The following is a 13,621-nucleotide window of genomic DNA, read 5'->3' on the forward strand; positions in this document are numbered from 1 at the left end:
GAACAGTGGGGCCCCCCCGCAAGCGCCGAAAAAATGCGACATGCAACCTTGACTTGCTTGCGATTCGAATTCGGGGGGTATGGGGGGCAGAGCAGTCGGCTCGTCTTTTGGGTCGTAGACCCAAAAGACTTATAGAGCCGCCTGCGAGCCCCCCATCGTGACTGGCCTCGCGAAGCGCGCGTCCCACGCGCGCGAAGCGAGGGTGCAAATTCTGGCCCGGTTTCAAAACGGCACGTCCCACGCGCGCGAAGCGAGCGGACAAACCATGGCCCGGCATCAATTTCGTCGTTGTCATCGCCCGTTGGCTTGCCTATACCTGCGCATCCGAGCATGAAGTTTTTCCACACCGCGGACGTGCATCTCGATAGCCCCCTTTGCGGCCTTGATCGCTACGACGGAGCGCCCGTGGACAAACTTCGCGGAGCCACGCGCAAGGCTCTGGAGGCGCTCGTCGATCAATCGATTGCGGAAAATGTCGACTTCGTTCTCATTGCCGGAGATCTCTACGACGGCGATTGGACGGATTACAACACGGGCATTTTTTTCGTTAGGCAGATGTCGCGCCTTCGTGATGCTGGGATTCGAGTTTTCATCGTGCGGGGCAATCACGATGCGAAAAGCAAAATATTGCGTTTGCCCGAGGGCGTGCGTGAATTGTCTACTTCTCGGGCCGAATCCATTACGCTCGAAGACATCGGCGTTTGTATTCACGGGCGCGGTTATGCACGCGTGGAAACGACCGAAGATTTGTCGCAATCGTATCCACAACCGCGCCGTGATCAATTCAACATTGGATTGCTTCATACGGCTGCGGAGGGGCGCGAGGGGCATGCGTCGTATGCGCCATGCAACTTGGGAGCGCTCGTCAACAAGGGATACGACTATTGGGCGCTCGGTCACATTCACAAACGCGAAATATTGCACGAGAAACCGTGGATCGTTTTTCCTGGCAATTTGCAGGGAAGGCATGCTCGCGAAACGGGCCCGAAAGGCGCGACGCTCGTGACGGTCGAGGATGGCCGCATCACGGCCGTCGAACATCGCACTCTGGATGTTGCTCGCTGGGCGGTTTGTCAGGTCGACGCGTCGCCCGCAACGACGCCGTACGACGTGCTCGAGCTGTGTCGTCGAGCTTTGGCGCGCGAAGTCGATACCGCTGCGGGGCGAGCGCTTTGTGCGCGTATCGTGGTGACGGGTGCGTCGCGCGCGCACGCGGCGCTAGCGCGTGATCCGGCAAAGTTTCGCGGTGAGCTTTGCACGCTTGCCAATGACTTCGGGGACGTTTGGATTGAAAAAGTGGCGATTCGCTCACGCACGATGGCCGACTTGGATACGCTCGTCAAACGGGACGATCCCATCGGCGCGCTGCTCGGAAAGTTGCGCTGGCTTGAAAACGACGACGCACAATTGGGCAAATTGGCCGAAGAGCTGGATGAAATCGGATCCAAGCTTCCAAGCGAGTATGGTCAGCATCTAGGAAGTTTCAACGTCAAAGACATGGATGTCGTTCGGCGCATCGTTTCTGAAATGGCCGATTATCTTTTGCCCGAGCTTCTCGGCGACGGTGAGACGCCGTGAAGATTCTATCGCTTGAACTTTTGCGCTGGGGGCCTTTTTCCGACTTGCACCTCGACTTTTCGTCGCCTCCGCGAGCATTGCATCTCGTGGTGGGGTCGAACGAAGCGGGCAAAAGCACGACGCTGCGAGCGGTTACGGGGCTTTTTTTTGGCATTCCTGAACGCACGACGGACGATCATCGCCATAAGAAAGACGATTTACGACTTGGTGGGCGAATCGCTTCCGAGGACGGGGCGGAGCTCGTTTTCGTGCGTCGCAAGGGTCGCAAGAATACGCTGAAAGATGCTCAAGGCGAATCCATCGACGAAGAACGATTGCGTCGATTTGTGGGCAACATCGAACAGTCTCAGTTCGAGACGATGTTTGGGCTTTCGCACGACAGGCTCGTTCAAGGCGGCCGGGCGCTCGTGCAAGGAAAAGGCGACCTCGGTGAAAGTCTCTTCGGCGCGGGGCTCGGGCAAACGGGTTTGTCCTCGATTCTGAACAAATTGAAACAACGCGCTGACGACATATTCGTGCCGCGTGGACGCGTCAAGAAACTCAATCACGTCATCGAAAATTGGAAGGCGGCGAGGAAAATTCAGCAAGAAACGTCGCAATCGATTCGCGCGTGGGAAGAATTCAACAAGGAACGCAGTGCGCTCGAGCAGCGGCGCACGGCGCTCGTGACGGAGCTCGACACGCTGGGGCGTGAGCAGCGGCGGCTTTCGCGGGTGAAGCGTGCATTGCGACCCATCGCCGAACGTGGCGAAATCCTGGCAGCGCTCGAATTGCGGCGGGACGATGTCGTTTTGCCCGATTCGGCGGCGGAAGACCGTCGGGCGGCGGAAAAAGTCATTCGCGAGGCGCATCCAAGGCAGGAGCAGCTCGAGGCTGAAATTGCGGAAATCGAAGCGAAAGTGGCGAGCCTTTCGGTGCCCGAAAAGCTGCTCGACAAGGCGACGAGCGTGCGCCAATTGGCGGAGGATCTGGGCAGTTACCGCAAAGCAATGGCCGAAGCGGCTCAATTGAATACGGCCATGCGGCACATCGAAGACGAGATTCGGACGATGTGCAAACGCCTCCGGCGTGATGAAGCGGAATTCATGCGCGGAAATGACGCCGGCGCGGTGCTCCCCGTGGCGCTCGAAAAGCGCGTCCGAGGGCTCATCAAGCAGCGGGTCGAAGTGGATGCGCGTATTCGGGAAGCGACGAAAACGTGTCATGTCGCGGAAGAACGCTTGGCGGCCGAAAGGCATCGCGGCGAGGCACTGCCGGCGGCGGTTTCCTTGGATCGCCTCGCCATGGCGCTCGAAGCGGCGCGACGCGAAGGTGACCTCGACAAACGCATTCGTGAACGCGCCAAAGAGGCCGATCAACTAGGTAGCCGCGTGCGAGCGCGTTACGCATCGCTCGAGCTTTATGGTTTTCCCTTCGATCGCATTGGCACCTTGCCCATGCCGTCACGAGAAACCATCGAACGATTCGAACGGGAGCTCACGTCCACGGACGACGAATTGCGAAATATCGATCGCGTGCTGAACGAACGGCAACGAAGCTTGGCAAAAATGGCAGGCGACATTGCGGTTGCGACGCGAGGCGGGGAAGTTCCGACGGCAAGCGATTTGGAGGCGGCGCGAACGGCGCGAAATGCCGCGTGGGTTGCCGTGCGGCGAGTGCTCTTTGGACAGGCGCCCGCCGAATCGCATGAATCGGTGGCCGCATTTCGAGCACCGCCGGTGATGTATGGCATCGAAGCGCTGAGCGAATACGAAGCAGCGGTGAGGCGTGCGGATGACATCGCCGATCGACTCTTTCGCGAAGCGGACAGGGTGGCGCGCATTGCCGAGTTATCATTGCAAAAAAACGTTTTGGAGCGCGAAATGGCGGAGCTCGAGCGAAGTCGTACGGCGCTCTGCCAAAAGCGCGAAGATGCGTGGTCGCGGTGGCTCGATGCGTGGAAACCGAGTGGGGTCAAGCCGCTTTCGCCGGCGGAAATGAAGGACTTTCTCGGCGTGTACGACCGCCTGGCGGATGAAGCATTCAGGTGGCGCGAAACGGAAATGGCGCTCGAGGCGGACAGAAATCGCGCAACGGATCATGCCGAAGCATTGGCATCGTTGCTCGCAGACGCTGCACCTAGCGAAGGTTTGGCGCGGCTCATCGAGCGAGCGGCGGCAGCGTGCGAACGCGAGGAGCGCGCGCAAAAGGAGCGTGAGGCGCATGCGCGGGACATGCAGCGAGCCGTCTCGGTGCTCGAAGAAGCGCGGCGGGTGCTGGAGCGCGAAAAGGGCGAGCTATTGCATTGGGCGTCGGTTTGGGAAAAAGCGCTCGTCGATATGGGTTTGCCGATCGAAACGGGACATGCCGAGGCCGAGGAAGTTTTGGGCGTGCTTTCGGAGCTTGGCAAGCGCGTGCAGGATGCGCAAGACAAACGGCGCCGGCTTTCGAACATCGAACGGGAAGCGCAGGCGTTTACCGAAAGGACGCTCGAGATTGCGCAGTTGCCAAAAGATGCATTGAATGGCACGGCCATCGAGCAAATTGCGGCAGCGGTCGTGGACGATTTTCGCGCAGCCGAACGCGACGACGTGGCGCGTCGCGGCCTTCTGGGGCAACTCGAGGACAAACGGCGTGAGCTTTCCGATATTGGCTTGCGACGTCGGGCGGCGGAGAGCGAAATCGAATCGCTCCGAATGGCCGCGCGCGTAAATTCGGCGGCGGATCTTCCAATGGCCGAAGAACGATCGAAAGAAGTTCGCGATTTGCGCAGCCGGCTCGAAACCGTCGAACGCCAGCTTCTCGATTTTGGGGAGGGAATCGGTATCGATGCGCTCGTTTTGGAATGTCACGGGTTATCGGGCGACGATGTGGCGGAAGCATTGAAATTGGTGCAGGAAAGGATTGCTGCGACAAACGAAAATAAGGCAACCATCGAGCAAGAAATGGGGCGACTTGCCGAACGGCTCGCGTCCGTCGACGGCAGTGCGCGCGCGGCCGAAGCGGCGGAAGAAGCCGAACAACATTTGGCGGCGATGGCGGTGCTGGTGGAAGAGTATGCACGGGCAAAGCTTGCGCATCGCCTTTTGGAAGACGAAATCAAGCAATACCGAGAAAAAAACCAGGGGCCGATCATTCGTCGAGCGTCGGAGCTTTTCGAGCGGCTGACCTTGGGATCCTTCGTGGGCGTTCGAGGGGACAACGAAGGTGATGAAGGCAAGCCGATATTGGAATGCGTGCGCCCCGGAGGTGTTCACGTCACGGTCGATGGTCTGAGCGACGGCACGCGGGACCAGCTTTTCTTTGCATTACGCATTGCGAGTTTGGAACGATATTTCGAGCACAACGAGCCGATTCCGTTCATTCTGGACGACATCCTGGTCAACTTCGACGATGCCCGCTCGCGCGCGTCGCTCGAAGTGTTGGGAGAGCTGTCGAGAAGGACGCAGGTGCTCTTTTTCACGCATCATGCGCGTGTGGCGGAATTGGCGCGCGATGCGGTGCCCTCGGGCGGACTTTGTTTGCATGATTTGGACGAGCTATCGAAGACGGCGCGGGTGAGGCCTACCGAGTCGTGAGAATTCCCCTTTCGGAAGTTCGCGTGACGAGGTATGATATCGAAATATGCACTCCCGTTGCGCCTTCGCTTGCCAATTGTTATTCTTTTTCGTTCTGAGTGCCAGCGTCGTTGGATGCAGTGACGACGGTGTACAGACGCCGCCAGAAGCGGCCATCCCTTGGGAGGATTGCGGGGGCGGATTCGAATGCGCCCAATTCGAAGTGCCTTTCGATCACGACGCACCCGACGGACGGACGTTTTCCCTTCCGCTCGTGAGAAGACCGGCGAAAAGTCCGGATGCTCGCATTGGATCGCTGCTGGTGAATCCTGGCGGGCCTGGCGGCTCGGGCAAAGCGTGGGTACTTGGGGCTTGGCTCGTAGTGCCTTCGGCCATTTTGGACAGATTCGACCTCGTTGGTTTCGACCCTCGTGGCCAGGCGGGCAGCACGCCTTCGATTGATTGCATCGATGATCTCGGACCGTTCGTTGGTATGGATCTCACGCCGGCGGATTCAGTGGAGTTGCAATTGATCGAGAGTGAAACGGCGGCGCTCGTCGAAGGCTGCAATGCTCGCAGCGGTGAATTGCTTCCGTTTGTCGGGACGGACAATATCGTGCGCGATATGGATCTTTTGCGTGAGGCGCTTGGGGACGACAAACTCACGTATTTGGGTTTTTCATACGGAACCTTTCTTGGAACGATGTACGCGAACGCGTATCCGGATCGCGTGCGTGCATTGGTGCTCGATGCCGCGCTCGATCCGACGCTGGATGGTGCTGCATTCATCGAGGGGCAGGCGCGGGGATTCGAGGCCGAGCTCGAGGCATTTCTTGCCGATTGCGCGGCGAAGACGACCTGCCCGTTCCATTCCGGAGGCGATCCGGGGGCGGCATACGATGCCATTCGAGCTTCGATTGAAGCGTCGCCGATGCCTGCGGGCGGTGGTCGCTTCCTCGGGCCGGGTGAATTTTCTTATGCCGTCTCCGCTCCTCTTTATCGACCTGGTCAATGGCGGACGCTTGCCGAGGCGCTCGAGCTTGCTGCCAAGGGAGACGGTTCGGGATTGCTCGAAATTGCCGATGAATACGTCGATCGCAAAGGAAGTGGCACCTATGGCGATTCGCTGGAGGTGTATTACGGCGTGTTGTCCATTGATTTGCCATTTCCAAAGGAAATGTCGGTTTACGAAACGCTCACGAAAAAGCTCGAAATGGACACGCCGCGACTCGGAGCGTATTTCCCGTTTACGGCGCTGGCATCGGCGCGCTGGCCCATTGCGAGCTGGCGAGAGGCTCAACCCATTGCAGCGGAGGGAGCGCCGCCGATTGTCGTGGTGGGCTCGACGAGTGATCCGGCGACGCCGTACGAGTGGAGCGTTTCACTGGCCAAACAGTTGTCGTCGGGCGTGCTGCTCACGCGGGAGGGGCATGGGCACGTGTCGTTCATGCGCGGAAACACGTGCATCGATACGGCCGTGACGAATTACTTGGTGGACCTGGATGTGCCGAAGGACGCTGCGGCATGTAATTGAGCGCCATTGCGTACGATCAAAAAATCTCCGGGCACCACGGCGCACGTGCCGAGCGGAAAATGCGATCCGCTCTTTCGATGGCGCCTTCGGTTTTTGCTTCGACCGAGCCTACTTCGGCCAAGCGCGAGAATGAAATGCCGCCGAGGTAGGCCGAACCGAGCGACGATATGGGCAGGCGCAAATCGGCATGTTCTTGTGTGCGCTGCGCGCGCCCGGATGCGCCATCCAATCGAAACCGACCGCTGTTCCAGGGGCACATCGTATCCTCGATTTCCAGCACGACCGATTCCGACGACGAATACGCGCGCGATGCAAGCGCCGTTTCCACGTCGACGATGCGTACCCAAAGCGCGTCGTGCGCCGTATAGCGGGCCCTTCGAGGTTCGGCGAGCAGCAAAAAGAGCGGGTGATCCACGGGGATGTTCGATGCCTCGATGCGTCCCGCCAAGTCGAGGTCGCATAGATATCGCCAAGCCGCTCGAGTCCCTTCGGGGGTCGCTCCAATGGCTTCGAGCACTTTGACTTCGGACACCAAGATGTCGTGTTTTTCGATATTCATTCGGGTGCGATAAAGCGCATAGGCGTGAGGTTGACCATCGATGGTGAACAGGGTGCGTTGCAGGGGTCCAAAGCCTGCGCGAGCCGCTTCGATATCGAGGAGTCTGCGGTTTTTCCACCACGATTCGGAGCGCGATGGCATGCCTGGAGCGATTTGCCGCGCGCGGTCCCATAAGGTGGGCAAAATGATCATCGCCTCTTCTTCGCTCACGAAACGCGCTTCCGCGCGCGGAACGACGCCCACGAATGCCGACCTGTCGCGTTCAATCGACATGTCTCCTGCAAAAGACGCGAGTCCGTAGCCATATCGGCCGTAGATTGGCGCTTCCGACGCCCACAATGCGGCAATGCTTTGCCCTCGTGCGCGGGCTTCGTCCAGGTGCCTTCGCATGAGCGCGCTCAGGACCCCGCGTCGGCGATGCGTCGGCATGACGGCGACCATCGTCAGCCCTGCAGTCTTGACGACGTGACCTCCGGTCGTGCTCATGTCGAATGCGAACACGCCCGCGGATCCGACGTGCTTGTCACCATCGAATGCGCCGATTCGCGTATCGAGCTCCGTGACGCGTTTCAAGTATTCGAGGCGCTCGGGGTGCACCGACGTGCCGAACGCCGTCGTGATGGGCCGTATGAAGTCTTCTATGCGATCGGGGCCTACGAGGCGAATGTCGATGGGCATGGGCGCGACCCTAGCACGATTGCGATGAGGGCGCGGCCATTTTTTCATGGTCCAAATGTTGGACCGGTATCCGGAAACCCAATGCTGGGTCCATACGTCAATTTATTGCTTGACCGTAACGAAAACATCTGGTACGCGCGATTGGGGGGCTACGAGGTTCAGCGAGATGGCGAATTTCTTCACGGATAACCAGGACCTGCGGTTTCATTTCGAGGAGGCGATCGATTGGGCGCCGCTCGTGGAAATCAGCGAGCTGGGATTTCGTAGCGATGAAGGCTTCAAAACAACGGACGAAGCCGTGGCATTTTACCGCGACGCGATCGAATCCGTGGGGGAGCTTTCAGCGACGCAAATCGCGCCTCGTGCCGCGCAAATGGATCGGGAAGGCGCGCGTCTCGAAGGTGGTGAGCCGGCAGAGCAACCCGCGCTGCGGGCGATCATGCAGGCAATCAAAGATGCGGAGCTGCATCGTATGTGCTTGCCGCGGGAGCTCGGTGGTCTGAACGTTCCGCTGCTCGCTTATTTCCTTTCCGGTGAATTGATTGCGCGTGCCGACGTGTCGGTCATGACGCACCATTCGTTTCATGGCGGAATGGCCATGGCGATGCTGGCGTTTTCCATTCACGAGGGAACGACAACGTTCGACGGCTCGCGAATCGCTTCGACGCGGTTTTCGAATTACATCGAGGAAATCGCGCGAGGTGATGCATGGGGCTGCATGGATATTACCGAGCCGAATGCGGGCAGTGACATGGCGGCGTTGCGCACGCGCGCGGAGCTTGGTTCGGATGGTCGGTTTTACTTGACCGGTCAAAAGATCTTCATCACGTCGGGGCACGGGAAATACCATTTCGTCATTGCGCGAACCGAAGAGGCGACTGACGCGGAAGACCCGTTTTCGGGTCTTGGCGGGCTGTCGATGTTTTTGGTCAAGGCGTATGAAGATCGCCCGGATGGTACGCGTGAGCGATTTGTTACGATCGACCGCGTCGAAGAAAAGCTCGGGCATCACGGATCGGTGACGGCGGCATTGTCCTTCGACCGAACTCCTGCGGAGCTGATTGGCAAACGTGGTGAGGGGTTCAAGTACATGCTGATGCTGATGAACAATGCGCGCATCGGCGTGGGATTCGAAAGCATTGGGCTTGCGGAAAATGCGTATCGTACGGCGCTTGCGTATGCCGAGGAGCGGCATTCGATGGGCAAGCCCCTTGCGCAGCACGAAATGATCGCGGACATGCTCGATGAAATGAGCACCGACATTCAGGTATTGCGAGCGCTCGCAGTGGACGCCGCGTGGTGCGAGGAGATTGCGCAGAAGCGCATCATTTTTGGCCGATTTGCGGGAGGATCGGCCGGAGAAAAAGACCGCGAGGTGCAAAGGCTGAGGGCGCGGTCGCGTAGGCTCACGCCGCTTTTGAAATACCTCGCTGCCGAAAAAGCCGTTGAAATCACGCGCCGAGCCATTCAAATTCATGGTGGGGTGGGGTACACGAAAGATTACAGCGTCGAAAAGCTTTTGCGTGATGCCGTGGTCATGCCCATTTACGAGGGGACGAGTCAAATTCAGGCGCTCATGGTGATGAAAGATACGCTCACGGGGGCGATCAAGCGTCCGAGCGAATTCTTGTCACGCATTGCGGAAACGCGGCTCGCAGCATTGCGCGCGCCGGACGTGCTGGATCGTCGCGTGGCGCGTATCCAGAGTTTGTCGCTTTCGGCGCAGCAGCATCTCTTGACGCGAACCGCGGCGGGCAAGCTTCGAGCGTTATCGGATTTGCCGCTTTCGGATTGGCGGAACTGGCTGAAGAAGGGCTGGGATCCCAAGCGTGATTTTTCGCTCGCAATGCTGCATGCCGAGCGGCTGACGCGTATTTGCGCAGACGAAGCCATTGCGGAAATATTGGTGGCGCAAGCGAAAAAGCACCCGGCGCGTCGTGAATTGGCCGAGCGATTCCTCGATAGAGCCGAATTGCGAGCGCGGGCGGTGCACGAGGAAATCACGACCACGGGCAGTCGGATTCTCGGGCTGATCGGCGCCGTCGACCGATAAATCGTTTGACCAGGGTGCACTCTCGAATGACCACCGCGCGCCTTTGTGTCGCGGGCGCCAGCGGTGTATTTGCGGCTTTTCGGTGGACGCGGTACGGCAAATCTTTCTATAATTGAATTGCCCTCGTCCACGAGAACCCCGTGTGCATGATTTTCGTGCTCAACGGGGAAAAACGCTTCTGCCGGACGAGATCAACTTTCGGCAACGACGCATTGGCTATCGCTCGATGGCCACGCAACGGAGAGTCACGTCTTGAACGATTCCCGCGCCAAATCCATGGTTGAATGTTCCCGCAATCCGAATTCGCGGATGCGGTTGCGCACGAGAGCGGGAATTGCAGCGATGGTGGCAATCGGTGCGGTCGTAACGACGATGGCATCTTGCGTTGTGGATGATGAATCGCGTCCGCGCTCGAACGTCATTGGCGCTGGCGGCGGAACGATCCGTTCGGGCAGCGGTGTAAACAATCCGATTGGACCATGTGCCGACGGAACGAAAATTGAATGTCACATTACAGTTGGAAAAGAAAACGACGTCCTAACTTGTTTGCACGGTGAGCGTACGTGTGTCGCTGGGACATGGGGACCGTGCGTAGGCGAGTTTTCGTCGAAGAGCTTGCCTCACAGCGACGAAGCGAGCTCATGGGTTCCGGGCGAATATCGGGCGCTGGGTTTGAGTGACGCGGGGCCGTGCCAGAACAATCCTTGCGACCCCTATTGCCAGGACTTCGAGGAAACGCCGCCCGTTGATGCGGGCTACGAGGTCGTTCCCGAAATCACGACCGTTTGGCATGCGGGCTCGTTCTACGAGTTGCTCGATGGTTTGCCTGGTGGATTCGTGAACAAGGGCATCAAGACCCCATGCACGAAGCAGGCCGATTGCCAATTCGATTCCCACTGTTTACCCACGGGGAGCCATGGTATTACGTGTGAAGATGGCGCAGCCAATTGCTGCATGCCCTGGAAGCCTGGCGAATACGATAAGACGTGCGCATTGCCCGATGTATCGGCAGGTTTGGCGTGCGCCAAGCCGGACGGGACGAAGATCATTCCCGTGTGCAATCGAGGATATGCCGACCTCGTGCCACCCGTCACAATCTACGTTTTCCCTGGGAACTCGACGCAATTTCCGAAGTGCGAACCTGACAAGGACCCTAGTATTTGTCACATTCCCAATGGGGCGCCACCCATTAAGCCGGGGGAATGCGTCGAAGTGTCGAGTTGCGCGGCGTATCTTCCCGGCAATGGGGTGAGAACCATCATGGTCAACGGGCCATTCATGGCCGTGGGCAATTTGCCCGATAACCCCGATTACAAACCGGAATGCTCATGCGATAACAATTGGACCGTGTGGAAAGGGACCGCCAAGAGTCCCTGTCAGCCCATGCAAGTCTACCAAGCGAATCCCATCGTCAAAAATTTGGTGTACGAGGCGAATTGTCCTAGCGGCAGTCGCGTGCAATGGGGATATTTGACGTGGGATACCACGACGCCGCTCGATTCCAGTGTGCTCTGGGAGGCCCGTACGGCGACGACCAATGCGGGGCTCGGCGCCGCGTCGTATGTCGAGCTTGGTACGGCCAAAGCGACGCCCCTGCCCAATACACAAATCTGCTCGATGGCTGGGCCGGCCGAATGCCCCATCAATTTGTATACGACCTTCGGTTCTTCCGCAGCGCGTAACGCATTCCTCGAATTGCAAATCACGATGAATCCGACGACGGACGAGACCCAAGGCTCAAAGGTCAATCATTGGCAAATCACGTACTCGTGCCCACCCGCAGAATGATGCTAATACTCCAAACCATTTCCAGCGTCGCCTTGGTGATGACCCTTGGCACTCTTGCGGTTGGTTGTGGTGAATCCGACGACCCGCGTCGTGGAGAAACCACGTCGACATCTGTATCGAGCTCGAGTGGCTCGACGGGCGGAATGGGCGGTGAGGGAGGTGCAGGGGGCGCCGCAGGCGGAATGGGTGGAGGTGGTGGAAATGGTGGCGATGGAGGACTCGGCACCATTGCAATCATCGACGTGCCCGACACGGCTTGCGACAACCTCGTGGGCACGACGGTCGAGCTATACCCGGACATGTCGAATGCGCCGGCCATTGGCATGCTGACCACGGTGAATGGCAAACGCCTTGCGGGCGGTCGCTACGTGCCTGGATTCGTGACGTTTGGTATCAATGGAAGTGCGCCGAGTGCCGCCGTCGTGGGAATCGATCCCGACTTTGACCTCGTTGCATCCGAAGGCAATACGATTGGCCTCGTGGCCGCTGATGGGACGGACATCCGCTTTCAACGATATTCCTCGAATGATGCGCCCGTGGGCCTTTCCGTCGTGCTGGGTAGTGCGTCTGGCGCGGGCGTTGCCATTGCGGGTGATTCGGCGGGTGGATCGCTCGTCGTATGGGCCGATGGAACGACCATGCACGGACGATTCGTCGATTCGAGCGGCAATGCGCAAGCTCCGTTTGCATTCGCCGAGGGCTCGTCCACCAACGCGATCGTCACGTCGATGGCTCGATCGGGCGACGAATTCGGTTTTGCTTGGAGCAGCATGGACAATGGAGTTGCGCGAGGTCGGTTTGTCCGTTTGTCGAAAACAGGAATCGTGGGCTCCATCGTCGATCTCACGGGCGATGCCTACAAGCATTACTTGGTCAAACTCGTGACGACGCCCTCTGGGTATGCGCTTCTCTTGCATTCGGGGGGGCTGACGTTCGATACCATCATCGTGATGCTCGATAGCGCCGGCAACGTGGTCGGTTCGGCTCGGCGGTATCTAGGGACGAGCTTTGCCATGGATCTTGCGGCAATGGGCGATAACCTGGGCCTCGTCGCCAAACGCGCGGATGGTTCGGCCGAATTTCGCCCGCTCGATTCCAAAGGCGATCCTATCGGTGATTGGAAATGCCTCGATGCCCCATCGGAAGATACCTATGACCAGGCGGGTATCGATGCCGATGGAGCGGGCTGGGCCATTGTGTATCGCACGCCGGGTGGCGGCGAAAAGTTCGTACGGACGAACTTGACGGGCACGGGCGTGCCTTAGCGTCGCCAACGAACCTCAATCCAATTTCAACGACATCGACACGTCCGTGATGCTCACGTCGTCGTCCACTCGAAACGCATCCACGCGCACGCCGTTCTCGACAAACCCCATCCGCCGGTACAGCTTGCGCGCCGGTTCGTTGTTCTCGAAGACGCCCAGGTCGATCCACGAAAGCCCCGTCTTGCGAGCCCAATCGGCCGCCGTCGTGATGAGCCGACGTCCGTGGCCTCGCCCCGTGTACGCCCGCTCGATGCCCATGCCCAGCGTCACGCGATGAAACTCGGCTGCGACGCGTCCGCCACGCAGCTCCAAGTGCCCGACGACCCAGTTCTTCGCGGGATCGATCAGCAAAAACGTTCGACCCCAAAGTATTTCGGCGATCGAGCGCTCCCAGCGTTCACGAGCGCCCGTGACGACGCTCGGTCGATCCACGGTGCGCGACAGCGCGAAGTAGGGCATGCCATCACGCCCGCTCTCTGCTGCGTGCCGCACGACGTGATCGGCATATGCTTCAGCGTCTGCGCGATCCGCAAGGCGTATGGGAAGCTGCTGCATGAACGAGCCGTCTCCTTGGGCCCTTTTAGTACTCGTGCGGGTGCACCACAGAAAGGATCTTTTGCGAACGAGCGT

8 protein-coding genes are annotated in these 13,621 nt (G+C 59.0%); 6 read left to right on the forward strand and 2 right to left on the reverse strand.

What is annotated here, in order from left to right; translation table 11 throughout:
• The first annotated feature begins 330 nt into the window (after positions 1-330).
• Genes IPM54_05410 through IPM54_05420 form a run of 3 tightly spaced genes read left to right on the forward strand, consistent with a single transcriptional unit; the run spans position 331 to position 6,648 of the window.
• Positions 331-1,578 carry a DNA repair exonuclease gene (locus tag IPM54_05410; protein ID MBK9259256.1) on the forward strand — a complete coding sequence of 416 codons (1,248 nt, stop codon included), beginning with the start codon at positions 331-333 and terminating at the stop codon, positions 1,576-1,578.
• Positions 1,575-5,135, forward strand: coding sequence for an AAA family ATPase (locus IPM54_05415; protein ID MBK9259257.1), 3,561 nt, complete (start codon positions 1,575-1,577; stop codon positions 5,133-5,135). The genes IPM54_05410 and IPM54_05415 overlap by 4 nt, the downstream gene beginning before the upstream one ends.
• Before the next feature lie 46 nt (positions 5,136-5,181).
• Entirely contained in the window at positions 5,182-6,648 is a 1,467-nt protein-coding gene (locus tag IPM54_05420) for an alpha/beta fold hydrolase (protein ID MBK9259258.1), read from the forward strand.
• Between the two features lie 16 nt (positions 6,649-6,664).
• Here the strand turns inward: IPM54_05420 and IPM54_05425 are convergent, their stop codons facing one another.
• Complete coding sequence (locus tag IPM54_05425) at positions 6,665-7,885, reverse strand: GNAT family N-acetyltransferase (protein MBK9259259.1); 1,221 nt, start codon at positions 7,883-7,885, stop codon at positions 6,665-6,667.
• 166 nt (positions 7,886-8,051) lie between these two features.
• Between IPM54_05425 and IPM54_05430 the strand changes: the two genes are divergently transcribed.
• From IPM54_05430 to IPM54_05440, 3 genes are all read left to right on the forward strand, one after another.
• Positions 8,052-9,938, forward strand: coding sequence for an acyl-CoA dehydrogenase family protein (locus tag IPM54_05430; GenBank protein ID MBK9259260.1), 1,887 nt, complete (start codon positions 8,052-8,054; stop codon positions 9,936-9,938).
• Between the two features lie 372 nt (positions 9,939-10,310).
• Positions 10,311-11,726, forward strand: a complete 1,416-nt coding sequence (locus tag IPM54_05435) for a hypothetical protein (GenBank protein ID MBK9259261.1) — start codon at positions 10,311-10,313, stop codon at positions 11,724-11,726.
• A complete protein-coding gene (locus IPM54_05440; GenBank protein ID MBK9259262.1) occupies positions 11,723-12,991 on the forward strand; it encodes a hypothetical protein in 1,269 nt (422 codons plus the stop codon). Before IPM54_05435 ends, IPM54_05440 begins: the two co-directional genes overlap by 4 nt.
• Before the next feature lie 15 nt (positions 12,992-13,006).
• On the opposite strand, the gene IPM54_05445 is transcribed toward IPM54_05440, so the two are convergent.
• Complete coding sequence (locus IPM54_05445; GenBank protein MBK9259263.1) at positions 13,007-13,546, reverse strand: N-acetyltransferase; 540 nt, start codon at positions 13,544-13,546, stop codon at positions 13,007-13,009.
• Between the last annotated feature and the right edge of the window lie 75 nt (positions 13,547-13,621).

The sequence above is a fragment of the Polyangiaceae bacterium genome (assembly GCA_016715885.1).
GTDB lineage: Bacteria > Myxococcota_A > Polyangia > Polyangiales > Polyangiaceae > Polyangium.

Coding starts and splice junctions, on each gene's coding strand:
- IPM54_05430 (MBK9259260.1), top strand. CDS start 8,052: ATGGCGAATTTCTTCACGGATAACCAGGACCTGCGGTTTCATTTCGAG.
- IPM54_05420 (MBK9259258.1), top strand. CDS start 5,182: ATGCACTCCCGTTGCGCCTTCGCTTGCCAATTGTTATTCTTTTTCGTT.
- IPM54_05435 (MBK9259261.1), top strand. CDS start 10,311: ATGGCATCTTGCGTTGTGGATGATGAATCGCGTCCGCGCTCGAACGTC.
- IPM54_05410 (MBK9259256.1), top strand. CDS start 331: ATGAAGTTTTTCCACACCGCGGACGTGCATCTCGATAGCCCCCTTTGC.
- IPM54_05440 (MBK9259262.1), top strand. CDS start 11,723: ATGATGCTAATACTCCAAACCATTTCCAGCGTCGCCTTGGTGATGACC.
- IPM54_05445 (MBK9259263.1), bottom strand. CDS start 13,546: ATGCAGCAGCTTCCCATACGCCTTGCGGATCGCGCAGACGCTGAAGCA.
- IPM54_05425 (MBK9259259.1), bottom strand. CDS start 7,885: ATGCCCATCGACATTCGCCTCGTAGGCCCCGATCGCATAGAAGACTTC.